The sequence below is a fragment of the Pimelobacter simplex genome (assembly GCF_024662235.1).
Classification (GTDB): domain Bacteria; phylum Actinomycetota; class Actinomycetes; order Propionibacteriales; family Nocardioidaceae; genus Nocardioides.
Window position 1 is genome coordinate 4,926,883 of sequence record NZ_CP096276.1, and the last position, 22,009, is coordinate 4,948,891.

At 72.1% G+C, this 22,009-nt stretch carries 26 protein-coding genes; 14 read left to right on the forward strand and 12 right to left on the reverse strand.

The window, feature by feature from the left end:
- Positions 1–38 precede the first annotated feature (38 nt).
- On the reverse strand, positions 39–452 hold the full coding sequence (locus M0M48_RS24135) for a MarR family winged helix-turn-helix transcriptional regulator (RefSeq protein ID WP_257753067.1): 414 nt from the start codon (positions 450–452) through the stop codon (positions 39–41).
- 105 nt (positions 453–557) lie between these two features.
- Between M0M48_RS24135 and M0M48_RS24140 the strand changes: the two genes are divergently transcribed.
- A complete protein-coding gene (locus M0M48_RS24140) occupies positions 558–1,619 on the forward strand; it encodes a substrate-binding domain-containing protein (RefSeq protein ID WP_257753068.1) in 1,062 nt (353 codons plus the stop codon).
- Between the two features lie 57 nt (positions 1,620–1,676).
- Here M0M48_RS24140 and M0M48_RS24145 read toward each other — a convergent pair whose 3' ends face one another.
- Together M0M48_RS24145 and M0M48_RS24150 are read right to left on the reverse strand one after the other, a co-directional pair.
- Entirely contained in the window at positions 1,677–2,762 is a 1,086-nt protein-coding gene (locus M0M48_RS24145; RefSeq protein WP_215814207.1) for an inositol-3-phosphate synthase, read from the reverse strand.
- 63 nt (positions 2,763–2,825) lie between these two features.
- Complete coding sequence (locus M0M48_RS24150; RefSeq protein ID WP_215814206.1) at positions 2,826–3,413, reverse strand: PadR family transcriptional regulator; 588 nt, start codon at positions 3,411–3,413, stop codon at positions 2,826–2,828.
- Between the two features lie 116 nt (positions 3,414–3,529).
- Between M0M48_RS24150 and M0M48_RS24155 the strand changes: the two genes are divergently transcribed.
- From M0M48_RS24155 to M0M48_RS24175, 5 genes are read left to right on the forward strand one after another with little or no spacing between them, the layout of a single operon-like run.
- The gene (locus M0M48_RS24155) at positions 3,530–4,414 is read left to right on the forward strand and encodes a hypothetical protein (RefSeq protein ID WP_257753069.1); all 885 of its coding nucleotides are present in this window, start codon (positions 3,530–3,532) and stop codon (positions 4,412–4,414) included.
- On the forward strand, positions 4,411–4,899 hold the full coding sequence (locus M0M48_RS24160; protein WP_215814204.1) for a SigE family RNA polymerase sigma factor: 489 nt from the start codon (positions 4,411–4,413) through the stop codon (positions 4,897–4,899). The genes M0M48_RS24155 and M0M48_RS24160 overlap by 4 nt, the downstream gene beginning before the upstream one ends.
- Before the next feature lie 24 nt (positions 4,900–4,923).
- Positions 4,924–7,233 carry a transglycosylase domain-containing protein gene (locus tag M0M48_RS24165; RefSeq protein WP_257753070.1) on the forward strand — a complete coding sequence of 770 codons (2,310 nt, stop codon included), beginning with the start codon at positions 4,924–4,926 and terminating at the stop codon, positions 7,231–7,233.
- Between the two features lie 3 nt (positions 7,234–7,236).
- Positions 7,237–8,661, forward strand: a complete 1,425-nt coding sequence (locus M0M48_RS24170) for a glycosyltransferase family 87 protein (RefSeq protein WP_257753071.1) — start codon at positions 7,237–7,239, stop codon at positions 8,659–8,661.
- Positions 8,658–9,128 carry a hypothetical protein gene (locus tag M0M48_RS24175; RefSeq protein ID WP_257753072.1) on the forward strand — a complete coding sequence of 157 codons (471 nt, stop codon included), beginning with the start codon at positions 8,658–8,660 and terminating at the stop codon, positions 9,126–9,128. The genes M0M48_RS24170 and M0M48_RS24175 overlap by 4 nt, the downstream gene beginning before the upstream one ends.
- Before the next feature lie 36 nt (positions 9,129–9,164).
- On the opposite strand, the gene M0M48_RS24180 is transcribed toward M0M48_RS24175, so the two are convergent.
- The 6 genes from M0M48_RS24180 to M0M48_RS24205 all read right to left on the reverse strand — a co-directional run bounded on the left by M0M48_RS24180 (position 9,165) and on the right by M0M48_RS24205 (position 13,824).
- Positions 9,165–9,578, reverse strand: a complete 414-nt coding sequence (locus M0M48_RS24180) for a hypothetical protein (protein ID WP_257753073.1) — start codon at positions 9,576–9,578, stop codon at positions 9,165–9,167.
- Between the two features lie 43 nt (positions 9,579–9,621).
- The gene (locus M0M48_RS24185; RefSeq protein ID WP_257753074.1) at positions 9,622–10,119 is read right to left on the reverse strand and encodes a hypothetical protein; all 498 of its coding nucleotides are present in this window, start codon (positions 10,117–10,119) and stop codon (positions 9,622–9,624) included.
- 109 nt (positions 10,120–10,228) lie between these two features.
- Positions 10,229–11,305 (reverse strand): alanine racemase, encoded by a 1,077-nt coding sequence (locus tag M0M48_RS24190; protein ID WP_257753075.1) that lies wholly within the window; start codon positions 11,303–11,305, stop codon positions 10,229–10,231.
- A 2-nt stretch (positions 11,306–11,307) separates the two neighbouring features.
- On the reverse strand, positions 11,308–12,438 hold the full coding sequence (locus M0M48_RS24195; protein ID WP_257753076.1) for a lipid II:glycine glycyltransferase FemX: 1,131 nt from the start codon (positions 12,436–12,438) through the stop codon (positions 11,308–11,310).
- Between the two features lie 24 nt (positions 12,439–12,462).
- The gene (locus M0M48_RS24200) at positions 12,463–12,987 is read right to left on the reverse strand and encodes a hypothetical protein (protein ID WP_257753077.1); all 525 of its coding nucleotides are present in this window, start codon (positions 12,985–12,987) and stop codon (positions 12,463–12,465) included.
- Between the two features lie 39 nt (positions 12,988–13,026).
- Positions 13,027–13,824: a deoxyribonuclease IV gene (locus M0M48_RS24205; protein ID WP_257753078.1), complete on the reverse strand. Its 798-nt coding sequence runs from the start codon at positions 13,822–13,824 to the stop codon at positions 13,027–13,029.
- A gap of 87 nt (positions 13,825–13,911) precedes the next feature.
- On the opposite strand from M0M48_RS24205, the gene M0M48_RS24210 reads away from it, so the two are divergent.
- The gene (locus M0M48_RS24210; RefSeq protein WP_257753079.1) at positions 13,912–15,915 is read left to right on the forward strand and encodes an FHA domain-containing protein; all 2,004 of its coding nucleotides are present in this window, start codon (positions 13,912–13,914) and stop codon (positions 15,913–15,915) included.
- A 12-nt stretch (positions 15,916–15,927) separates the two neighbouring features.
- Here the strand turns inward: M0M48_RS24210 and M0M48_RS24215 are convergent, their stop codons facing one another.
- The gene (locus M0M48_RS24215) at positions 15,928–16,557 is read right to left on the reverse strand and encodes a TetR/AcrR family transcriptional regulator (RefSeq protein ID WP_257753080.1); all 630 of its coding nucleotides are present in this window, start codon (positions 16,555–16,557) and stop codon (positions 15,928–15,930) included.
- An 84-nt stretch (positions 16,558–16,641) separates the two neighbouring features.
- On the opposite strand from M0M48_RS24215, the gene M0M48_RS24220 reads away from it, so the two are divergent.
- The 7 genes from M0M48_RS24220 (at position 16,642) to M0M48_RS24250 (ending at position 20,036) form a co-directional block, all read left to right on the forward strand.
- Complete coding sequence (locus M0M48_RS24220) at positions 16,642–17,076, forward strand: hypothetical protein (protein ID WP_257753081.1); 435 nt, start codon at positions 16,642–16,644, stop codon at positions 17,074–17,076.
- A gap of 88 nt (positions 17,077–17,164) precedes the next feature.
- Positions 17,165–17,395 (forward strand): hypothetical protein, encoded by a 231-nt coding sequence (locus M0M48_RS24225; protein ID WP_257753082.1) that lies wholly within the window; start codon positions 17,165–17,167, stop codon positions 17,393–17,395.
- 122 nt (positions 17,396–17,517) lie between these two features.
- Positions 17,518–17,805 carry a 30S ribosomal protein S6 gene (gene rpsF / locus M0M48_RS24230; RefSeq protein ID WP_056897082.1) on the forward strand — a complete coding sequence of 96 codons (288 nt, stop codon included), beginning with the start codon at positions 17,518–17,520 and terminating at the stop codon, positions 17,803–17,805.
- A gap of 128 nt (positions 17,806–17,933) precedes the next feature.
- Positions 17,934–18,500, forward strand: a complete 567-nt coding sequence (locus M0M48_RS24235; protein WP_215814194.1) for a single-stranded DNA-binding protein — start codon at positions 17,934–17,936, stop codon at positions 18,498–18,500.
- A gap of 68 nt (positions 18,501–18,568) precedes the next feature.
- A complete protein-coding gene (gene rpsR / locus M0M48_RS24240; RefSeq protein WP_036543922.1) occupies positions 18,569–18,805 on the forward strand; it encodes a 30S ribosomal protein S18 in 237 nt (78 codons plus the stop codon).
- Positions 18,806–18,835: 30 nt separating this feature from the next.
- Positions 18,836–19,282, forward strand: coding sequence for a 50S ribosomal protein L9 (rplI, locus tag M0M48_RS24245; protein ID WP_215814193.1), 447 nt, complete (start codon positions 18,836–18,838; stop codon positions 19,280–19,282).
- A gap of 94 nt (positions 19,283–19,376) precedes the next feature.
- Positions 19,377–20,036 (forward strand): hypothetical protein, encoded by a 660-nt coding sequence (locus M0M48_RS24250; protein ID WP_257753083.1) that lies wholly within the window; start codon positions 19,377–19,379, stop codon positions 20,034–20,036.
- On the opposite strand, the gene M0M48_RS24255 is transcribed toward M0M48_RS24250, so the two are convergent.
- Together M0M48_RS24255 and M0M48_RS24260 are read right to left on the reverse strand one after the other, a co-directional pair.
- Positions 20,033–20,602 (reverse strand): hypothetical protein, encoded by a 570-nt coding sequence (locus M0M48_RS24255; RefSeq protein WP_257753084.1) that lies wholly within the window; start codon positions 20,600–20,602, stop codon positions 20,033–20,035. The genes M0M48_RS24250 and M0M48_RS24255 overlap by 4 nt on opposite strands.
- Positions 20,599–21,966: an MATE family efflux transporter gene (locus tag M0M48_RS24260; RefSeq protein WP_257753085.1), complete on the reverse strand. Its 1,368-nt coding sequence runs from the start codon at positions 21,964–21,966 to the stop codon at positions 20,599–20,601. The genes M0M48_RS24255 and M0M48_RS24260 overlap by 4 nt, the downstream gene beginning before the upstream one ends.
- Positions 21,967–22,009 lie beyond the last annotated feature (43 nt).

A 22,009-nucleotide genomic window follows, 5' to 3' on the forward strand; every position in this document is an offset into this window, starting at 1 on the left:
GGGTGACGCGGAGCACATTACTTCCATTTGGAATTAATTCAAGAGGTACGAGTCAGCAGTCCCCGCAGCGCCTCGCGCTCCCAGTCGGCGAAGGCGTCGAGCTCGGCGGCGAGGGCCGCGTCGACGGCGGCCCGGTGCTCGTCGTACGTCGTGCGGCCGCGGTCGGTGAGTCCGACCAGGACCCGCCGGCGGTCGGCGCCGTCGAGCGTGCGGTGCACGAGCGCGTGGTCGACGAGCCGGTCGACGCTGCGCGTCAACGTCGCCGCCGGCAGGCTGACGAGCTGGGCGACCTCGCTCATCGTGCGCCCGTCGGGCTGGGTGTGGAGCGCGGTCAGCACCAGCCAGTGGGGTGCGCCGAGCGGGGTTCCCGCGAGCGCCGCGCCGATCGCCCGCTCCAGCCGCGAGGCGCGGCCGATGAGCAGGGTGGCGAGCTCTCCGAGTCCGGCTGCCATCAGTGCGATCCCTCTCCCTTGACCCGTGCGGTGCGACGCTCCATACTGCCAAACTATTCCATTCGGTGCTATTGGAGCGGGCAGACCGGACGAGGGGGTGGCGCCGTGGAACCGTTCCGCGTCGGGCTGGCCATCCCGCTGCAGGGGCCGGGCGGCATCTTCGGGCCCTCGTGCGAGAAGGTCGCCGACCTCGCGATCGCCCAGCTCAACCAGGGCTCCGGCATCCTCGGGCGCCCGGTCGACGTCGAGGTGCTCGACGCCGGCGCGCCCCTGGAGCAGTTCTGCGACACCACCGCCGGGTTGGCCGCGGCGGGCCGGATCCACGCCGTCGTCGGCTGGCACATCTCCTCGGTGCGCCAGCACATGGCGCCGGTGCTGGCCGGGCTCGGCGTGCCCTACGTCTACACCTCGCTGCACGAGGGCGCCGGCGGCGAGGCGGTGCTGTGCCCCGGCGAGACGCCGTCCTTCCAGGTCGCGCCCGGGCTGCGCTGGCTGCGCGAGCAGCGCGGCATCCGGCGCTGGGCGATCGTCGGCTCCGACTACGTCTGGCCGCGCCGTACGGTGCGGGTGATCCGCGACTACGCCCGGGCCACCGGGCTCGACATCGTGCAGGAGGAGTTCGTCCGCTACGGCTGCCGCGACTTCCGCGGCGTGCTGCACGACGTGCGGCGCAGCAGCGCCGAGGGCGTGATCATGCTCCTCGTCGGCCGTGACGCCGTCCTCTTCAACCGCCAGTTCGCCGCCGGCGGCCTGCAGGACCGCCTGGTCCGGTTCAGCCCGCTGATGGAGGAGAACATGCTGCTCGCCTCCGGGGCGGGCGCCACCCGCGACCTCTACGTCGCCGCGGCGTACTTCAACAGCCTGGTCACCGCCTCGGCGATGGACTTCACCGGCTCCTACGCCGACCGCTTCGGGCCCGGCGCCCCGGCGCTCAACAACGCCGCCGAGTCCTGCTACGAGGGCATCCTGGCGCTCGCCGCGGCGGCCGCGGCCGTGGGCAGTGCCGACCCGGCCCGGATGCTGGCCGCGATCGCCGAGCGCGGCGTCACCTACGACGGGCCGCGCGGCACGGTGCGCCTGGGCGCCGGCTCCTCGGCCCAGCAGGTGCACATCGCCCGCGCCGAGGACTACGAGTTCGACGTCCTCGCCTCGCTGGCGCCGGCCTGAGGAAAACGCCACGACCCCGCGCCCGGAAGGGCACGGGGTCGTGGGACGAGCAGGAGCTCAGACGCCCTTGATGAAGGCCTCGAGCTGCAGGCGACCCTCGGTGTCCTCGATCTGCACCGGCGGGCTCTTCATGAGGTACGCCGACGCGGGGATGATCGGGCCGCCGACGCCACGGTCCTTGGCGATCTTGGCGGCGCGGACGGCGTCGATGATGATGCCGGCCGAGTTCGGGGAGTCCCAGACCTCGAGCTTGTACTCCAGGTTGAGCGGGACGTCACCGAAGGCGCGACCCTCGAGGCGCACGTAGGCCCACTTGCGGTCGTCGAGCCACGCGACGTAGTCGGACGGGCCGATGTGCACGTTGCGGTCGTCGGCACCCACGTTGGCCAGCGGGCCGTTGAGGTTGGACGTGACGGCCTGGGTCTTGGAGATCTTCTTGGACTCCAGGCGCTCGCGCTCGAGCATGTTCTTGAAGTCCATGTTGCCGCCGACGTTGAGCTGGTAGGTGCGGTCCAGCGTCACGCCGCGGTCCTCGAACAGCTTGGCCATCACGCGGTGCGTGATGGTCGCGCCGACCTGGGACTTGATGTCGTCGCCGACGATCGGGACGCCGGCGTCCTCGAACTTCTTGGCCCAGACCGGGTCGGAGGCGATGAAGACGGGGAGGGCGTTGACGAAGGCCACGCCGGCGTCGATCGCGCACTGGGCGTAGAACTTGTCGGCCTCCTCGGAGCCCACCGGGAGGTAGGAGACGAGCACGTCGACCTCGGCGTCCTTGAGCGCCTGGACGACGTCGACCGCCTCGGCGGCCGACTCCTCGATCGTCATCCGGTAGTACTTGCCGAGACCGTCGAGCGTCGGGCCGCGCTGGACCTCGACACCCAGGGTCGGGACGTCGGTGATCTGGATCGTGTTGTTCTCCGAGGCGTTGATGGCCTCGGACAGGTCCTTGCCGACCTTCTTGTCGTCGACGTCGAACGCGGCGACGAACTGGACGTCACCCACGTGGTAGTCGCCGAACTGGACGTGCATGAGCCCCGGGACGGTGCTCGAGGCATCGGCGTCCCGGTAGTACTGCACGCCCTGGATGAGGGACGTGGCGCAGTTGCCCACGCCCGCGATTGCTACTCGAACCGAACCCATTGGGGGTGTTCCTTCCTTGGTACTCATGACTGCTGACTGCTCAGGTGGGTGTTCAGGTGTCCGTCAGGCGGAGGGCGCCGAGGTCGGCGCCTCGGGCGCGGCGCTGCTGTTGCCCTGCACGCCCCGCTCCGCGTTGATGAGGTCCGAGAGCCACCGGACCTCGCGCTCGACCGACTCGACACCGTGCCGCTGCAGCTCGGTGGCGTACCGGTCGACCTCCTTCTGGGTCATCGAGAGCTCGCGCTGCACCCGGTCCAGCCGCTCCTGGAGGCGCGAGCGACGTCCTTCGAGGACGCGCAGGCGGATCTCCATGTCGGTGGAGGAGAAGAACCGGAACCGGATGTCGAAGTTGTCGTCCTCCCACGCGGCAGGACCCACCTCCGACATCAGGCGCGAGAACTCGGCGGTGCCCAGCTCGGTCACCTCGTAGACGATCCGCTGCCGCCGGGTCTGCGGACCCGACGGGACGACTTCCTCGATGAGGTTGCCGCGGAGCATCTTCTTCAGCGCCGGGTAGAGCGAGCCGTACGACAGCAGGCGGCCCCATCCGAGCATCAGGTTGAGCCGCTTGCGCAGCTCGTAGCCGTGCATGGGTCCCTCGTGCAGCAGTCCGAGGACTGCGAGCTCGATGGTGTCCCCGCGCCGTGCCATGCGACCTATCGTAGCGATATATCCGCGAAACGTGAACATTCGATGGATCGGGGGTGTCGATCGGATCGTCAGGTCGGCGCCGGCAACCGATCGCCGACTCGTTACGTAGAGGAGTCATGAGCACGGACCTGACCGACCAGATCGCCACCGACCTCGCGACCGGGTACGCCGACGAGCCGGCCCCGCGTCCCGCGGCCGGTTACCTCGCGCTCGGCCGGCGCCGGCAGCGGCGCCGCCGGGTGGGCGTGGGGCTCGCCGCGGCGGGTGCGGTCGGCGCGATCGCGCTGGTCGGGGGGCTGCTCACGGGAAGGTCCGGGCCGGGCGCCGAGCCGGACCGGGTGCCGGTGGTGGACGCGCCGACGCCCACGCCGACCCCGCCGACCGTGGCGCCGGTGCCGGACGCGGCGCCGTCCCAGCCGATCGACGAGGTCCTCTCCCCCGGCCAGCACGTCGGGTACGACGGCCGCGGCGCCGTCGTGCTCCGGCCCGGCTGGCGGGTGGTGCGCCAGGTCGCCAACCCCCTGCGGCGGGTCGCGCCGGCGGCGTCGCTGGGGGTGGTCGTCACCAACGGCCGCGCCACCTACTGGTACCTGCTCGACCACACCCCCGAGGGCGGTGGGGCGTCCTGGGACCCCGCGGGGACGTCGTACACGCGGTTCGAGCAGTGGCTCGACGACCAGGTCGACCTGCAGACCGGGTCGGAGCCGGCGGCGTTCGTCACGTTCGCGGGCGCCGGGTCCGTGCTCGAGCCCGGCCGGGGCGTGCGCATCCTGCGGCAGTGGGCCGACCCGGACCTCCCGGGCTTCGCGGCGCCGGGCGAGACCACCGCGGTGGCGAAGGTCGAGGTCGACGGGGTGACCTACTTCGTGCTCGCCCGGCGCGCACCCGGCGGCCCGACCGACGACCTCCCGGTCGACGCGGGCCTGCTCGACGCACCCACGCTGGCGGCCTTCCTGTCCTACGCCCGCGACCGCTACGCCTCGGGGCAGGGGCTGCGGTGAGCCGCGACACCGAGTTCACCGCGTTCGTCGAGGAGCACCAGGTCCGGCTGCGCCGGATCGCCTACGCCGTGTGCGGCGACTGGAACCGGGCCGAGGACGTGCTCCAGACGGCGCTGGCCAAGCTCTACGTGAGCTGGCCCCGGCTGCACCGGGCGGGCAACGAGGTCGCCTACGTGCGCCGGATCATCGTCAACGCCGACGTCGACGACCGGCGGCGCCCCTGGCGCCGGGAGCGGCCGGGGCTCGACGGGCACGACCCCGCCGCCCGCACCGGGATGGCACCCGAGGAGCGCACGGACCTGCTCGCCGCGGTCCGTGCGCTGCCGCCGCTCCAGCGCCGGGTGGTGGTGCTGCGGCACTGGCTCGGGCTGTCCGTCGCCGAGACCGCCGCGGAGCTCCGGATCGCCGAGGGAACGGTCAAGAGCCAGTCGTCGCGGGCGCTCGCGACGCTGCGTGAGCAGATCACCGGAAATCGGGTCGGCTGACACCCGCGCCGTACTCTGTCGTGCGTGGTGAAGGGAAAACGCAAGTCCGCCGGTGCCTCCGGGCCGTCGTCGCGGTCGGCCAAGGGACGCAAGGGACGCAAGGACCGCGCGCCGCGCACCTGGAAGCAGCGGCTCAAGAGGTTCACGCTGTGGACCCTGGTCACCGGTCTCGTGCTCGCGCTGCTCGGTGTGGGCGCGTTCGTCGTCGCCTACAAGTCGATCGACATCCCGCGGCCGAACGAGGAGTTCCTGACCCAGACCACCCAGGTCTACTACGCCGACGGCAAGTCCCAGCTGGGCCAGTTCGCGGTGCAGAAGCGTGACTCGATCGGCTACGACGAGATGCCGCAGTCGGTCAAGGACGCCGTGGTCGCCTCGGAGAACCAGACCTTCTGGACCGACAACGGGCTCGACCCCAAGGGCATCCTGCGCGCGGCGTTCAGCAACGCCCAGGGCAACTCGACCCAGGGTGCCTCCACCATCACCCAGCAGTACGTGAAGATCCTCTACCTGACCCAGGAGCGCACCTGGAAGCGCAAGGTCAAGGAAGCGATCCTCTCGCTCAAGATCAAGAACCAGCTGAGCAAGAAGGAGATCCTCGAGGGCTACCTCAACACGATCTACTTCGGCCGCGGCGCCTACGGCGTCCAGGCGGCGGCGCAGGCCTACTTCGACCGGGACGCCAAGGACCTCAACCTGCGTCAGTCGGTCGTGCTGGCCGCCGTGCTCAACAACCCGACGCTCTACGACCCGGCTAACGGCGAGAACGCCACGGCGCGCCTGGCGGCGCGCTTCGACCGGATCGTCAAGAACATGGCCGAGATGGACACCATCACCGCGGCCGAGTCCGACAAGGCGCTCGCGGCGGGGCTGCCGAAGTTCCCCAAGATCCGCCAGACCACCCAGTACGGCGGCCAGCGCGGCCACGTGCTCACCATGGTCCGCAAGGAGCTGCTCCGCCTCGGTCTCAGCGAGCAGGAGATCAACGGCGGCGGACTCCAGGTGACCACCACCTTCACCCGCAAGGCGATGAACGCCGCGGCCGAGGGCGTCGCCGAGCAGCGGCCCGAGGGCTTCGGTCCCAAGCAGCTGCACGTCGCGGTCGCCTCGGTGCAGCCGGGCACCGGCGCGGTGCGGGGCATCTACGCGGGCCAGGACTACCTCCAGTCCCAGCTCAACTGGGCCGTGGCCGGCGGCCAGGCCGGCTCGACGTTCAAGCCGTTTGCGCTCGCGGCCGGGCTCAAGGCCGGCTTCGAGCTCAAGGACACCTTCGACGGCAACTCGCCCTACTACCTGCCCGGTGGCGGACGTCCGTTCCGCAACCAGGGCGACACGCCCTACGGCCGGGTCAACCTGATCAAGGCGACCCAGGACTCGATCAACACCGCCTACATCGACCTGACGCTGGCCATCCCGGACGGGCCGAAGAAGATCATCGAGACCGCCAACGACATGGGCATCCCGCCGGAGAAGCCGGCGGCCAAGCCCTACGGCTTCCCGACCTCCAGTGGCGGCCTCCGTCCGGACACCGGCGTCTCGCTGGGTTCCCAGACGGTGAGCCCGATCAACATGGCCAACGGCTACGCGACCATCGCCAACCGCGGCATGGCCGCCGATCCCTACATCATCGAGAAGGTCGTCGACGCCAAGGGCGTGGTCCGCTACGACCACAAGGTGACCGAGCACCGGGCCCTCGACGAGGGCATCTCCGACGACGTGGGCTACGCCCTGCAGCAGGTGGTCAAGGCCGGCTCCGGCCGCTCCACGCTCGGCCTGGGCCGCCCGGCGGGTGGCAAGACCGGCACCGCGACCAACGGCGACGGTGACGTGTCCTCGGCGTGGTTCGTCGGCTACACCCCGCAGCTCGCGACCGCGGTCATGTACGTACGCGGCAAGGGCAACGAGCAGCTCAAGGGCTGGCTGCCGTCCTACTTCGGTGGCGGCTACCCGGCGGCCACCTGGACCGCGGTGATGGAGAAGGCGCTCGAGGGCGAGGACGTCGAGTCCCTGCCGCCGGCCGCCTACGTGACCGGCGAGGCGCCGAGCACGGGGCACGCCCCGGCGCCGCCGCCGCCGACCAAGCCGACGCGCAAGCCGAAGCCGGACAAGCCGACCAAGAAGCCGACCGACACCCCGACCACGCCGACGGTGCCGACGACTCCCCCGTCGAGCGAGCCGCCGACCGAGGTGCCGACCGAGACGCCGACGGACCCGACCACCAACCCCGGCGGCATCCTCAAGCCCCGGCCGAGCACCCCCGCGGGCAACCAGCGGGCGACCCGGCAGGGACGTCGCGCGGGGCGCCGGCGCCGTCGTACGGCTGCCGCCGGCTGAGCCATGACCCACGTCCACCCCACCCGGGACGACCGCGTCGTCACCGCGCTCAGCGAGGTCGTCGGCGGCCCGATGGGCGAGCGGGCGCGCCCGCACCGGTGGTGGACGCCGACGCGGGTGCTGCTCCTGCTCACCGCCGTGGTGTTCGCGCTCGGCATGGTGCAGAAGGCGCCGTGCTCGATCGCGGAGGGCAAGGACCAGAAGTGGGTCTACTCCCACATGTGCTACACCGACCTGCGCCCGCTCTACGTCTCGCGCGGGCTGGCCGAGGTGGCCTGGCCCTACTCCGGTGACGCGGAGACCCGGGCGCGCTACCCCCAGGTGATGGAGTACCCCGTCGGGATCTCCTACTGGGCGTGGGGCACCGCCTGGGTGACGCACTGGCTCAACGGATCGCCCGACCTCGACGAGCGCGACAGCACCCCGGTCAGCGACCTGTACGGCGACCCGAAGGTCGACGACGAGGAGACCATCTTCCTGCTGGTCAACGCCGTCGGCTTCGGCGCGCTGGCGCTGCTCTCGGTGTGGCTCATCGCGGGGGTCCATCCGCGCCGGCCCTGGGACGCCGCCGCCTTCGCGCTCTCCCCCGCACTGCTGCTGACCGGCCTCATCAACTGGGACCTGATCCCGGTGGCGCTCGTCGCCGCCGCGCTGTGGGCGTGGTCGCGCGACCGGCCCGTGCTGACCGGCGTCCTGATCGGGCTCGGGACGGCCGCCAAGCTCTACCCGCTCTTCCTGCTGGGCGCGCTCCTCGTGGTCTGCCTGCGCCGGCGCGAGGTCGGCCGGTTCGTGACCGCTACGGTGTGGGCGGTCGCCGCGTGGGCGGTGGCCAACGCGCCGGCGTACCTGACTGGGGCCGAGCAGTGGAAGGTCTTCTGGAAGTTCAACTCCGACCGGACCGCCGACCTCGGCTCGCTGTGGCTGCTCATCGACCAGGCCGCCGACGCGGGCTTCTCCTCGCACACCATCAACGTCTGGTCGTGGGGCCTGTTCGGCGCCTGGTGCGTGGGGGTGTTCGCGATCGGGATGACCGCCGGGCGCCGCGCCCTCCCCGGTCGTGAGGACATCGTCCCGCGGGTGGCCCAGCTGGGCTACCTGATCGTGGTGGGCTTCCTGCTGGTCAACAAGGTCTACTCGCCGCAGTACGTCCTCTGGCTGCTGCCCCTGGCGGTCCTGGCCCGCCCGCGCTGGCGCGACCAGATCATCTGGCAGGCCAGCGAGGTCGTCTACTTCTGCATGGTCTGGTGGTACCTCGGCGACTACCTCCAGCCGGCCGGCGGTGGTGACGCCGGGTTCTACTGGGTCGGCATCGCGGTGCGGGTGCTGGGCGAGCTCTACCTCGCCGCCGTCATCGTGCGCGACATGTACCGGCCGCGGCACGACCCGGTCGGCGTCGTCGAGCCGCGCCGCGTGCTCGTCACGTCATGAGGCCGACCGTGGCCGTACGCCGCCGGGCGCTCCTCGCGACGCTGGCCGCCGCGGTCGTCGGCCTGTCCGGGTGCGGCGCGCTCCAGGCCGAGCTGGACCAGAAGCGCGGCAAGCCGATCAGCTTCGGGGACGTCGAGAATGCCGTACCGGCCGCGGTGCCGCGCGTGGTCCGGGTCGAGGATCCCTCGCGCTGGACCAACGGCTTCGGCAATGCGGCCGGCTTCACCCTCGTCACCGACTCGGCCGACCCGTTCACCGCCGAGGAGCTCGACGACGTCGTACGCACCATCTGGACCGAGGTGCCCTGGGACATCAGCTCGCTCCAGCTCATCGCCGTCACCGACGACCCCGCGGCTCCGGCCGGCGTCGACCTGCGGGCGGCGGCCGCCGGACTCGCGCCGCTCGGCACCACCCAGGCCGGCCAGAACGGCGTGACGCTCACCGGGCTGGACGCGCGCTACGGCTGATCCGCGCCCGGCGCAACTGGCCCTGGCCCTGGCGGCTCAGTTGCAGGAGCCGCCAATCGACCAGTTGTCCATGATGAGCGTGCCGTTCGGGGCGCGCATCGTGGAACGGACAGTCACGCAGGGAAGTGATCGGTAGATCGGACCGGCGTAGCTGGCGAAGTTGCCTGAGTCGGTGACGCAGTTGGCGCGTGCCTCGTCGCAGACGCGGAGGCTCATGTACTTCGAGACGCCCGCGTACTGGTTCTTCGACACCAGGTTGATGCAAACGCCGTCGGCGGTGTCGTAGCTCTGGAGAACAGCGGCGATCGTCCCCGCGCTGTCGCGGTACTGCCGCCACGAGTCCCTGGTGCCCGGACAGCCGTTGTCCGCCTGTGCTGGTGCGTTGGGAATCACGACGAGCGCTGCGGACGCGGCGAGGAGGACGCCGATGATCCGGAGGATGTTCTTCATAGAGGCTCCTGGTTCTCAGTTGACAGGCTCGGAGGCCGGGCGTCTACCTAGCGCCGCCGCGTGCCCAGGGAGTGGCGACGATGCCGCCGCCGGCCGAGTCGACCCACAGAGCGCGGAAGCGGAAGTTGTTGGTCCGGGCGCCGAGTGCGTTGGTCCACTCGGGATCCGAGTTGCTCTGCATCGTCGGCTTGTTGATGATCAACCTCTTGCGGAACTCCCACTGGTAGACCGATCCGCCCTTGCTCACCAGCGCTTGCATCTCCAGGTGGACCTCGGTCCCCCAGTACAGCTGGCCGTTCTTCGACCAGGCCCAGAACGCATTGCATGCTCGTGAGTAGTAGAGACGCGTGTAGTTGTCCCCGCCTGAGGCAACGCTGACCCGGTCGGCGAAGCAACCGTTGCCCTTGGGGCCTTTGTCGTCGCATCCCGTGCCGTAGCACCCGGCGGCTTGCGCCGGGGACGAGGTGGTCGCCTGGAGGAAGGTTGTGGTCAGCACCAGCATGATCAGCGCAGCGCAGAGTCGTGCGATCCCGATTCGCATGAAGGCTCCCTTGGTTGTGGGGAGTCCCGATCTTGGCCCACCTGACACTTCTAGTCAATCGCCGGTCGTCAAGAACGAACTCGGCGGTCAGCGGGGGTGAGTGCGACGCCTAGCCGGTGATGTCGACCCGGTCGAACGCCGTCGCGGTGTAGCGGACCCGGACGTCGACGTCCTCGCCCACCTCGGGCACCCGGGCGCCGTGCGGGAGGAAGAGCATCGAGGCCTGCATGTGCGGCGGCTCGGCGAAGAGGCGCTGCTTGCCGTCGATCGAGTACGGCGAGCGCACGAACCCGACCGCGTCCATGCCCCCGCGGGCGAGGGTCGCCGCGCGCGCCTTGATCGACTGCTCGCCGGTGGGCGCCTCGAGGCCGATGCCGTGGGCGGTGCCGCCGCTGACGACGAGCACGTGGCCCGACTTGGGGGCGGTGCGGCCGCGGTAGCCGAAGGCGTCGCCGCGCTCGACGGGGTGGACGTCGAGGACCGTCGCGGTGACCCGGAGCGCGGCGCGCTCGCCGAGCCAGAGGCCGGTGCCGATCCGCGGGCGGAAGGTGAAGTCGCCGTACTGGGCGCGCAGGGTGGTGAGCTCGGCGTCGGTGAGGTGGCTGACCCAGACCGACGGGGCGTGGCGCGAGGGGATCTCGGCGCCGACGTAGTCGTTGACCAGCCGGGTGACCTCGCCGACGTGGCCCCCCTGGCCGAGCGGCAGGTGCAGAGCCAGGCCCTCGATCCGGGCGCCGGGGTGCTTGCGGAGCAGGTCGCCGGCCTCCCACAGCTCGCGCGCGGCCATGCCGTGGCGGCGCATCGAGGTCATCCGCTCGAGCACGATCCGGGCCGTGGGGTCGAGGTGGAGCAGGTCGCGCAGGTCGGTGACCCGGCTGACGGTGTGCACCAGGCGCTGGGCGAGGGCCGGCTCGGGCAGCGGCACCCACGGCCGCCACGGGGTGAGCACGAGCAGGTCGCCGACCCAGCGCTGGGCGACCTCGGGCAGCTCGTCGTACGTGCCGACGGCGAGGGTGCGGACGTCGTGGCCGCGCTCGGCCAGCCACTGCGTCTTGCGGGCCAGGCGGCCGAGCGTGAACCCGTAGCCGTTGCCCTTGGCGACCGGGACCAGGCCGGGGTGGGCCGCGGCAACGGACTCGAGGTGGGCCCGCCAGCGCGGGCCCTCGACGGTGAGCGTGAGGGTCATGGTCAGCTCCTGCGCTTCAGGTAGAGCTGGAATGCCTGGTACAACGGCCGGTTGATCGGGAGGTCCCACTCCCCGGCGTACTCGACGGCCTCTCCGCCGGTACCCACCTTGAACTGGATCAGCCCGACGTGGGAGTCCTCGGCGTCGAGGGTCTCGGTGATGCCGCGCAGGTCGTAGACGGCCGCGCCCGCGGCGATCGCGTCGCGGATCATCGCCCACTGGACGGCGTTGGAGCCGCGGACCTCGCGCTTCTCGGTGGAGGAGGCGCCGTAGGAGTACCAGGCGTGCTCGCCGACCCGGATCGCGATCGTGGACGCGACCAGGTCGCCGTCGTGGCGGGCCAGCCAGAGCGTGAACCGCTCGGGGGCGTCGGCGCTCAGGGCGTCGTACATGGTCTCGAAGTAGCGCAGCGGCCGCGGTGTGAAGTGGTCGCGCTGCGCGGTGTGGACGTAGAGCTCGTGGAACGCCGCCAGGTCCTCGCGGCTGCCGCGGACCACCTCGACGCCCTCCTTGGCGGCCTTCTTGATGTTGCGGCGCCAGAGCTGGTTCATGCCCTTGAGGACCTCGTCCTCGGTGCGCTGGGTGCCGTCGGCATGCCGCAGCGGGATCTGGAAGACGAACTGCGGCTGCCCGGCCGCGAAGCCGCCCTCGACCCCCTGGTGCCGCCAGCCGAGCTCGTGGAGCTGGGCCACGACGCGCGCGCCGCCGGGCGTGCGCTCCGCCGGCGGGATCTGGCCGAGCAGGCGGACGCCGGGGTCGGCGATGCCGTCCTTGACCTGCGCCGTCGTCCAGCGCCGGGTGACCACCGGGGGCCCGATCCGTACGGCGAACGCGCCCTGCTTCTTCAGGTGGCGCACCATCGGGTCGAGCCAGTCGGCCAGCGCGTCGCCGGTCCAGTCGATGACCGGTCCCTCGGGCAGGTAGGCCAGCGAGCGCTTGAGCTTGGGCAGCTGGCGGTAGAGCACCAGCGCGGCACCCACCTGCTGTCCCGCGTCGTCGAACCAGCCGAGCGACTCGCTGCGCCACTCGCTCTTGACCTTCGCCCAGCCGGGCGTCTGCAGGAAGCTCGCGGAGGGCAGCGAGGCGAGGTGGTCGCGGTGCTCGGTCGGGGTGATCGGGCGCACGCTGGGCATGGGGGCCAGGCTATCGACCCCGCACTACCCCCGGTCCGGACCCTCCGCGCGGACGCGCTGGACATGCTCCAGGGAGTCGGCCAGGTCGGTGAGCCACTCGCCGGCGTGCTGCTCGACCAGCCGGACGCACCAGGCGAGCGCCTCGCTGCGGCTGCGGGCGACGCCGCCCGCGATCAGGGTGTCGAGGACCGCGCGCTCGGGCTGGCGCAGCCGGGTCATGACGGGAGCGGCGACGTGGGTGAACAGGGCTCGGGTGGCGCCGCACTCGACGCCCCAGGAGACCTTCTTGTCGTACGTGCGCTCGGCCTCGCGGGCGATGGCGACCCGCGCGTCGCGGGTGCGCTCGCGGAACTCCTGGATCCGGCCCTGGACGGCGCCCTCGCGCTCGGCGTCGGAGGCGGACGCGTCGAGCCGGGGCTCGGGGATCCGGCCGATCACGGTGATCTCCTCGCGATCGACCGCGACCTCGACGAGGGACTCGAAGAGGTCGTCGGGCAGGCGACCCGCGAACCAGCCGCGGATCTGGTCGTGCTGGTCGGTTGTAATCATGTAATCGAGATTACGCCCGATCGGCGCGAAGGCAAGGGGTCAGAGGCGCTCGCGCAGCCAGGCGAAGTCGGCGACGTGCTCGTCGGCCCCGCCGGGCGTCTCGCACACGACCGGGGCACCGGCGTCGCGGATCACCTGGGCCAGCAGGTCGGGGTCGATCCGGCCGGCGCCGAAGTTGGCGTGCCGGTCGGCGCCGGAGTCGAACTCGTCGCGGCTGTCGTTGGCGTGGACCAGGTCGATCCGGCCGGTGATCGCGCGCACGTCCTCGACGATCGTCTCGAGCGCGTTGCCGCCGGCGTGGGCGTGGCAGGTGTCGAGGCAGAAGCCGACCATGTCGGCGCCCTCGGCCGCGGCGATGGCGTCCCAGGTGCCCTTGATCCGGTCGAGGTAGCGGGTCATCGCATTGGTGCCGCCCGCGGTGTTCTCGATGAGCAGCGGGATCTTGAGGTCGGTCGCCTCGATGGCCTTGCGCCAGTTGTCGAAGCCCTTGGCCGGGTCGTCCTCGTCGGTGACGTGGCCGCCGTGGACGATCAGTCCCTTGGCGCCGAGCTTGGCGGCGGCGTCCATGTGCTGCTGGAGCAGCTTGCGGCTGGGGATGCGCTGGCGGTTGTTGGTCGTCGCCACGTTGATCAGGTACGGCGCGTGCACGTAGAGGTCGACGCCGGCCGCCTCGGCCGCGCCGCGCAGGGCCTCGGCGCCGCCCTCGTAGGACAGGACGGGGCCCTTGTAGGACTGCGGGTTGCCGAGGAAGAACTGCACGAGCGGGGCGTTGCGGGCGGCCGCCTCGGCGATCGGGTCGGTCTGGTCGACGTGGGCACCGATACGCAGCTCGCTCATGGCGTCATCGTAAAGAGCGGCACCGACGGTGCCCCTCTTGGGTAAAACGCACGGCGACCGCCCCTGACGGCGACTAGCGTCCCGGTGGTGACCACCCTCAACGTCTCCGGCGGCGGCCAGCACTGGTCGTTCGAGGAGCCGCGTGTCGTCGTGATCGGCCGCGAGCTCAGCTCCGACATCGTCCTGTCCACGCCGACCGCCTCGCGCCGGCACGCCGAGCTGCGCTCCGACGGCACGGGCTGGGTGCTGGTCGACACCGGGTCGAGCAGTGGCACCTGGCTCAACGGCGCCCGGGTCAGCGAGGTCCGGATCACCACGCGCACCGCCGTCCGGTTCGGCTCCGCGGACGGCGAGGAGCTGGTCCTCGCCCCGGCCGGCGCCGACCCGCGGCCGACCTCGACCATCGACGTCGCCGGCATCCCGGGCGGCCTCGCCCAGACCGTGCTGCCCGGCACCGGCCCGGTCGGCCCCGGCTACGTCAGCGGCCCCGGTGTGCTCGTGCGCGCGGGCGGCGAGGCGAAGAGGTTCCCGCCCGGCAGCGTGGTCCGGATCGGTCGCGACCCGGGCAACGAGGTGGTCGTCGACGACCCGTCGGTCTCGCGCCTGCACGGCGTGGTCGAGGGTCGCCCCGACGGCTGGTGGTACGTCGACCGCTCGTCGGCCGGCACCTTCCTCGAGGAGGACCGGGTCACCCAGCGCAAGCTCGAGGACCCCACCACGCTCATGCTCGGGCACCCCACCGCGGGCGCCGAGATCGAGGTGGTCCCGATCGTCGCGGCCGGCGCCGCGCAGAAGTCGATCGCCAAGAAGAAGCGCAAGCGCACCGCCGCCCTGGTCGGCGGGATCGTCGCCGCGCTCGTCCTGGTCGGCGGCGGCGTGACCGCGGCCGTCCTCCTCGGGGGCGGGGACGACGAGCCGGCCGCCAAGGACGACCCGCCGCAGGCCGCCGGGCTCACCACCGCCGAGCTCGACCGGGCCAAGCTGGCCAGCGTCCTCATCATCGCCGTCGACGCGACCGGCCAGCCGCTCTACACCGGCTCCGGCACGATCATCAGCGAGGACGGCCTGATCCTCACCAACGCCCACGTCGGCAAGCCCAGCTCGCCCGGCCAGGTCCCGCCCGGCGAGGACCCCGCAGGCCTGCTCGTCGCGCTGACCTCGGCCGAGGACGACAAGCCCGCGGCGCCGTCGTTCTCGGCGGAGCCGGTCGTCTCCGACGGCGTCCTCGACCTCGCCGTCCTCAAGATCACCGCCGACGCCGAGGGCGACAAGGTCGACGACACGGACCTCGCCGCGCTCCCCGACCCGCTCCCCCTCGGTGACAGCGACGACCTGCGCACCGGCGACGAGCTGACCGCCCTCGGCTTCCCGGCCGTCGCCCACGTCGCCTCCGACGACGGCCTCGACCGCGCGCTGACCGTGACCCGCGGCGTCGTGTCGACCTTCCTCAAGGAGACCGCCGTGCCCGGCGACCGGGCCTGGATCGACAGCGACATCCGGATCGGTTCCGGCAACTCCGGCGGCGCCTCGATCAACACCGACGGCGAGCTGGTCGGCGTCAACAGCGCCGTGGTCACCGAGTCCACCGTCGGCGACAGCGGCGAGGGCGGCGCCTTCACCGGCGGCTCGGCCCGGATCCGGCCGGTCAACCTGACCATGGACATCATCGAGCTCGCGAAGAAGGGCGGCGACCCGGAGTACGTCTCGCCGTACCTGAAGGACGTGCCGGAGCCCCCGGCCGACCCGATGGGCCAGGCCTCGGCCGCCCCCGCGGGCTGGTCGGTCGACGGCAACAGCGACTGCTCCACGCCCAGCACCCTCGAGGACCCGCAGGTGCTCGAGGGCGTGACCCTGCCGGCCACGCTCTACGCACACTTCGCGGTGACCGGGCTGCCGGACGGCACGCCGTTCACCATCGAGCTGCACAACCCCGAGGGCGAGCTGCTCGGCTCGCTCGACGGAGCCTGGAGCCTGGGCGACGGCGAGGTCTGCGCCGCCGTCTCGCTCGACCTGCCCGAGGGCCTGGTCGGCGCCGTCGCCGTGCTCGTGATCGACGAGTCCTCGATCCAGAACCCGGTGCTCTTCCAGTAGCGGGAGCCTGCCTCAGCGAGCGGTCCGGCGCAGCCTGCGCCGGACCGCTGCGCGTTCGAGGGGGCTGAGGTCCTCGACGACGGTGAGGACGGCGGCGAGCTGCTCCAGTGCTCCGAAGGCCTGCTCGGTGCCCAGGGCGTCCACGCCGTCGTACAGGCCCAGGCCGACGAAGGACGCACTGATCGCCCGCGCCAGCCCCGGTACGTCGACCACGTCGGCCAGCACCGTCGCCTCGGTCAGCCGGCGCAGCACCGCCTCGACCTCGACCACCCACAGGTCCAGACCCTCCCGGGTCGGCCCCGCGAGCGCCGGGTGCGACGACGTCCCCGCGAGCAGCTGCCCCAGCAGCGCCACATTGCCCGCCTCCCGCTCGGCCCGGTGGATCGCCCGCGCCGCCGTCACCAGGTCACCGAACCCGCTGATCCCCCGCAGCGTCTCCCGGTGCGCCGCCACCCGCTGCGCGGCACCGTGCGCGCACGCCGCCGCGAGCAGCTCGTCGACCGACCCGAAGTGGTAGAAGACCAGCGCTTGGTTGACCCCCGCCTCCGTCGCGATCGTGCGGGCCGAGGCCTTCGCGATCCCCTGGTCGGTGACCACGCGCAGGGTCGCGTCGAGCAGCTTGTCGCGGGTGGGGGCGCTCATGGGGTGATCCTGCCTGGTCTTGAGCGTTCGCTCAATCCGTGGCAGGGTTTGAGCGAACGCTCAATATCTCTTCGAGGAGGGCCGATGAGGCCGAACACGCCGGGGCCGGGCGGCTATGTGGCCGCGTGGGCGGTCAGCGTGCTGATCGTCGACCTCGCGATGGTGCTCGGCGCGAGCCTGTTCGGCACGTCGCCGGGACCGCTCGAGCTGGTCCTCATGGTGTGGGGGCTGGTGCCGTGGGTCGCGCTCTTCTCGCTCCCGATCGCGGTCCCCGGCGTCCTGATCGTCCATCTGGTGTGCCGGTGCGTCGGTGCGCAGTGGGTGCACGTCGCGGCAGCCGGCCTGGCCGGCCTGGCCCCGATGGGGGTGTGGGTGCTCCTCACGGGAGAGGCGGAGCCGGTGCTGGGGCTGCTGGCGGTGGCGACGGCGCTCGGCCGCCTGGCCGTCGTACCGATGGTGCGGCGGCGGCGCGATGGTGCCCAGCAGCTGCTGGCGGGCCCGTGGAGGGCTGCCGGATGACGAACACGCCGGGGCCGGGTGGCTACGTCCTCGGCGCCGAGCTCACGGGGCCGCCGGCCGGACTTGCCAACGCGGCGGGGCGGTGGGGGTGCGCGACGCGTTGTTCTCGCTCCCGATCGCGATCCCCGGCGTCCTGGTAGTCCACCTCGCCTGCAGGGCCGTCCCCGCGCAGTGGGTGCACGTCGCGGCGGCCGGCCTGGTCGGCCTGGCTCCGACGGCGATGCTGACCGTGGCCGCCGGCGAGCCGCTCGGGCGCCTGGTCGTGGTGCCGCTGGTGTGGCGGCGCCGCGATTCGGCCCGCTCCGTCGCGCGCTGTTAACCTCTCCTGTCCGGTGCCGCACGGCACCGTACTTCCGGACGGGCCGAACCGTCCGGAGAAGCAGAGCCCTCCTGCCACGGAAAGTCCGCGGCCGCCTGAGTCCAGAGGAGGTGGAGACCGCTTTGCGCAACTACGAAGTCGTGGTCATCCTCGACCCGAGCCTCGACGAGCGGACGGTTCAGCCGTCGCTCGACAAGTACCTGAACGTCGTCCGCAATGACGGCGGCACCGTCGACAACGTCGACGTGTGGGGCAAGCGTCGCCTGGCGTACGAGATCAAGAAGAACGCCGAAGGCATCTACGCGATCATCAAGCTGACCGCCGCTCCGGCGACCGTCGACGAGCTCGACCGTCAGCTGACCCTCAACGAGTCCGTGCTGCGGACGAAGGTCCTGCGACCCACCGTCTGAGGTACCCGAAGGATCCGTGCCTGTGGATTGCCGCTTCCCGAAGTTGGTGGTCCAGGACACGATGGGGGCCGTCGTCCGGGGCTGACCCGGGCTAGGCCGTTCGTTCCCACCCTCACCAGGAGATCACCATGGCAGGCGAGACCGTCATCACCGTCGTCGGGAACCTCGTCGACGACCCGGAGCTGCGCTTCACCCCGTCGGGTGCGGCCGTGGCGAACTTCCGGATCGCGTCGACGCCGCGCACCTTCGACCGGCAGACCAACGAGTGGAAGGACGGCGACGCGCTGTTCCTCTCCTGCGCGGTCTGGCGGCAGTACGCCGAGAACGTCGCCGAGTCCCTCACCAAGGGGATGCGCGTGATCGTGACCGGCCGGCTGAAGTCGCGGCAGTACGAGACCCGCGAGGGCGAGAAGCGCACCGCCATGGAGATCGACGTCGAAGAGGTCGGCCCCGCGCTGCGGTACGCCACGGCCAAGGTCAACCGCGCGGCGCGCGGTGGGGCCGGCGGCGGTGGCGGCTACGGCGGCGGCGCTCCCCAGGGTGGTGGCGGTGCTCCCGCGGCCGACCCGTGGGGCGCTCCGGCCGGCGGTGGCGGCGGCAACCAGGGTGGCGGATCCAACTACGGGGGCGGCGCTCCGGCCAACGACCCGTGGGCCGCGCCGGGCGTCTCGTCCAACGACGAGCCCCCGTTCTGAGCAACAACACACCAACCATTCCGGCCATCGTTGACTGACGCGGCCGGGCTCTGAGGAGGAGCACCACAATGGCGAAGGCAGTCGTCCGCAAGCCGAAGAAGAAGGTTTGCCAGTTCTGCAAGGAGAAGGCCACCGGTGTCGACTACAAGGACACCGCCCTTCTGAAGAAGTTCATCTCCGACCGCGGCAAGATCCGCGCCCGTCGGGTGACCGGCAACTGCGTCCAGCACCAGCGTGACATCGCCATCGCGGTGAAGAACGCCCGCGAGGTCGCGCTGCTGCCCTACACCTCCAGCGGCCGCTGATCCGGTTCGGTAGAGAAGGAGACTGAACTCATGAAGATCATCCTGACCCAGGAGGTCGAGAACCTCGGCGCCGCTGGTGACGTGGTGGAGGTCAAGGACGGCTACGGCCGCAACTACCTCATCCCCCGTGGCTTCGCGATCCGCTGGACGCGCGGCGCCCAGGCGCAGGCCGACTCGATCAAGGCCGCCCGCTCCGCGCGTGCGGTCCGCGACGAGGCCCACGCGGCCGAGATCAAGGCCAAGCTCGAGGGCAGCCCGGTCGACGTCAAGGTGAAGGCGGGCCAGGGCGGCCGTCTGTTCGGCGCGGTCACCGCTGCCGACATCGCGGCGGCGCTCGGCGAGGCGGCCGGCGAGGCGATCGACAAGCGGACCATCGTCCTCGGCAACCCGATCAAGGCGCTGGGCAACCACGCCGTGTCGGTCAAGCTGCACGACGAGGTCTCGGCGGCGGTCGCGCTCAACGTGATCCCTGCCTGATTCCAGGCTTCACCCGCGTGGCCGGTCCCTTCGGGGCCGGCCACGCGGCTATTTTCAGGGTGCTCCACCTTCCCCGACCCAGGAGTTCACCCCCATGCATGTACGACGGACGCTGCCCGCCGCCCTCCTGCTGCTCGCGCCGGTGCTCGCCGCCTGCGGTGACGGCGACGACGCCCCCGACGCCGACGCGACGTCGTCCCCGACCACGCCGACGAGCGACGCGCCGACCACCCCCAGCGCGACCACCCCGAGCGCGACGCCCACGACGGTGACCTCCGCTCCCTCCTCGGCCCCCCCGGCCGCGACCCTGCCGGCGGCCTGCGACCTCGCGACCTCCGCGTCGGTGGCCAAGAACTTCGGCGTCACCGTCGGCCCGGCCGAGGCCGGTACCGACACCACGCGCGAGGGCGGCCGGGCCTGGAAGAGCAACGACTGCTCCTTCGAGGCCAAGGACCTGGTCGAGATCACGGTCAAGGTGACCGGCCCGGGCGACTTCACCAAGGGCGCCTTCGGCTGCCCCCAGCCCGCCGAGACCGGCGCGATCGTCGACCCGGCCGATGACATCGCCGGGGCCACCGACGGCTGGTGGAAGGTCAGCGACGCGCCGCCGCTCGAGGCGACGCTGCGCGCGTGCACGGCCGGCGTCCTGCTGGACGTGGAGCTGGACTACGAGGACGGCGTCGACTATCAGGGCGACCCGCGCAACGACTCGATCGCGTTCGCCGAGCGGATCCTGGCCGACCTGCAGGGCTAGGCCTCGGCCGGGTTCGGGTCGGGGTCCGGCTCGACCGGCGCCCCGGCCCAGGTACGGCCGGCGAAGACGAAGCAGAGCACGACCAGCGCGATCTGGGTGACCTGCGCGGCCACCTCGCCGGCCGGTCCGACGTCCGTCCACCCGGCGCCGAACGCCAGCGGCGGTGCGGCCAGCACGAACAGCAGCGCCAGCGTGGCCATGCTGAACGAGCTCGCCCCGCCGGTGCTGCGCGCCCGCAGCGCGGCCTGGCTGAGCTGGTGGCACAGCAGCGCGAAGAAGGCGAACCGCGGCACGTCCGCGGCCCAGCCCAGCGACGGGTCGGTCTCGACCCAGCGGGCGGCGGCGGGGACGACGAGCGCGATGGAGACGCCCAGCGCCAGGATGCCGAGGAAGCGCAGCACCGGGAGCCGTCGTACGTCGAGCGCGGCGGCCATCCCGTGCAGCCCGATCAGCACCAGCACCCAGCCGAGCGGGTCGGGCAGGGGGTCGAAGACGCCGGGCTGGGGGTCGGTCGGCCCGAGCGCGAGCAGCACGAGGCCGAGCGCGACCGCCTGGAGCGGCTTCACGCGGCGGCTCCGGTGACCAGCCAGCGGTCGCCGGCGGCGCGGTGCACGAGGGTGATCATCCGCCCGCCCATGAAGAGCACGGCGAACACGACCCACAGCCAGGGCAGGCCCCCGCCCAGCGCACTCGTCAGCAGCACGAGCGGAGCGTATCCGGCCAGGACGAGCACGCCGGCGTACGCCAGGTAGCGGCCGTCGCCGGCGCCGATGAGGACGCCGTCGAGGACGAACACGATCCCGGCCACCGGCTGCGCCGCCGCGGCGACCAGGAGGACCGGGACGAGCGCGTCGCGCACGCCCTGGTCGGGGGTGAACAGCGCGCCCAGCCAGGGGCTCGCCGCGGCGAGCAGGACGCCGGTGACGATGCCGCCGACCACGCCCCACCACAGCATCCGCCGGGTGACCGCCCGGGTGGCGGCGACGTCCCCGGCGCCGAGGTGACGCCCGGTGATCGCCTGGGCGGCGATGGCGATCGCGTCGAGGACGTAGGCGAGGAAGCCCCACAGCGTCATCGCGAGCTGGTGGGTCGCGATCGGGATCGCGCTGCTGGACGTGTCGGTCGCGGTGAGCACGACCGCGTAGGTGGTGACGAGCAGGGACGCGCGGAGGGTCAGCGTGCGGATGATGAGCGGTACGCCGGCCCGCGCCGCCGCCCGTACCCCCGGCAGGTGCGGGCGCAGGGTCGCCCCCTCGCGGCGCGCGGCCCGCACCACGACCAGGGTGAGCGCGAGCGCCATGCCGCTCTGGGCGAGCACCGAGCCGAGCGCGGAGCCGGCGATGCCCATCCGCGGGACCGGGCCGGCGCCGAAGACGAGCAGCACGTTGAGGACCAGGTTGGCCAGGTTGCCGGCGACGGCCACGACGAGCGGCGTACGGGTGTCCTGGAGGCCGCGCAGCACCCCGGTGCCGGCCAGGATGAGCAGCAGCGGGGTCAGGCCCACCGCGGCGACCCGCAGGTACGTCGTGGCGGGGTCGGCGACGTCGGGGGAGGCGCCGAACAGGGCGACCAGCGGATCGGCGAGCAGCACCGTGGCCAGCGTGACCGGGACGCCGATCGCCGCGGCCAGCCAGAGGCCGTCGAGACCTTGGGCCAGGGCCGCCGTACGGTGGCCGGCGCCGAGCTGGCGGGCGACCCCGGCGGTGGTGCCGTAGGCGAGGAAGATGCAGAGCCCGACGACCGTCATCACGATCGTCCCGGCGATGCCGAGCCCGGCCAGCTCGGGGGTGCCGAGGTGGCCGACGACCGCCGCGTCGCCGAGCAGGAAGAGCGGTTCGGCGACCAGCGCGAGGAAGGCGGGGACCGCCAACCGGGCGATCTCGCGGTCGAGCGCGCGCCGTGCGGACGGCGTCCGGGTGGGGGTGCTCACGGGTGTCCCGCGGGCGCCGGTGGATAACTAGGGCCAACTTGTG

Excerpts from the sequence above, each read along its gene's own strand:
- M0M48_RS24185 (WP_257753074.1), bottom strand. The coding sequence starts at position 10,119 with ATGCGAATCGGGATCGCACGACTCTGCGCTGCGCTGATCATGCTGGTG.
- M0M48_RS24200 (WP_257753077.1), bottom strand. The coding sequence starts at position 12,987 with ATGATTACAACCGACCAGCACGACCAGATCCGCGGCTGGTTCGCGGGT.
- M0M48_RS24145 (WP_215814207.1), bottom strand. The coding sequence starts at position 2,762 with ATGGGTTCGGTTCGAGTAGCAATCGCGGGCGTGGGCAACTGCGCCACG.
- rplI (WP_215814193.1), top strand. The coding sequence starts at position 18,836 with ATGAAGATCATCCTGACCCAGGAGGTCGAGAACCTCGGCGCCGCTGGT.
- M0M48_RS24155 (WP_257753069.1), top strand. The coding sequence starts at position 3,530 with ATGAGCACGGACCTGACCGACCAGATCGCCACCGACCTCGCGACCGGG.
- M0M48_RS24180 (WP_257753073.1), bottom strand. The coding sequence starts at position 9,578 with ATGAAGAACATCCTCCGGATCATCGGCGTCCTCCTCGCCGCGTCCGCA.
- M0M48_RS24205 (WP_257753078.1), bottom strand. The coding sequence starts at position 13,824 with ATGAGCGAGCTGCGTATCGGTGCCCACGTCGACCAGACCGACCCGATC.
- M0M48_RS24135 (WP_257753067.1), bottom strand. The coding sequence starts at position 452 with ATGGCAGCCGGACTCGGAGAGCTCGCCACCCTGCTCATCGGCCGCGCC.
- M0M48_RS24235 (WP_215814194.1), top strand. The coding sequence starts at position 17,934 with ATGGCAGGCGAGACCGTCATCACCGTCGTCGGGAACCTCGTCGACGAC.
- M0M48_RS24150 (WP_215814206.1), bottom strand. The coding sequence starts at position 3,413 with ATGGCACGGCGCGGGGACACCATCGAGCTCGCAGTCCTCGGACTGCTG.
- M0M48_RS24170 (WP_257753071.1), top strand. The coding sequence starts at position 7,237 with ATGACCCACGTCCACCCCACCCGGGACGACCGCGTCGTCACCGCGCTC.
- M0M48_RS24250 (WP_257753083.1), top strand. The coding sequence starts at position 19,377 with ATGCATGTACGACGGACGCTGCCCGCCGCCCTCCTGCTGCTCGCGCCG.
- M0M48_RS24175 (WP_257753072.1), top strand. The coding sequence starts at position 8,658 with ATGAGGCCGACCGTGGCCGTACGCCGCCGGGCGCTCCTCGCGACGCTG.
- M0M48_RS24220 (WP_257753081.1), top strand. The coding sequence starts at position 16,642 with ATGAGGCCGAACACGCCGGGGCCGGGCGGCTATGTGGCCGCGTGGGCG.
- M0M48_RS24190 (WP_257753075.1), bottom strand. The coding sequence starts at position 11,305 with ATGACCCTCACGCTCACCGTCGAGGGCCCGCGCTGGCGGGCCCACCTC.
- rpsR (WP_036543922.1), top strand. The coding sequence starts at position 18,569 with ATGGCGAAGGCAGTCGTCCGCAAGCCGAAGAAGAAGGTTTGCCAGTTC.
- M0M48_RS24195 (WP_257753076.1), bottom strand. The coding sequence starts at position 12,438 with ATGCCCAGCGTGCGCCCGATCACCCCGACCGAGCACCGCGACCACCTC.
- M0M48_RS24215 (WP_257753080.1), bottom strand. The coding sequence starts at position 16,557 with ATGAGCGCCCCCACCCGCGACAAGCTGCTCGACGCGACCCTGCGCGTG.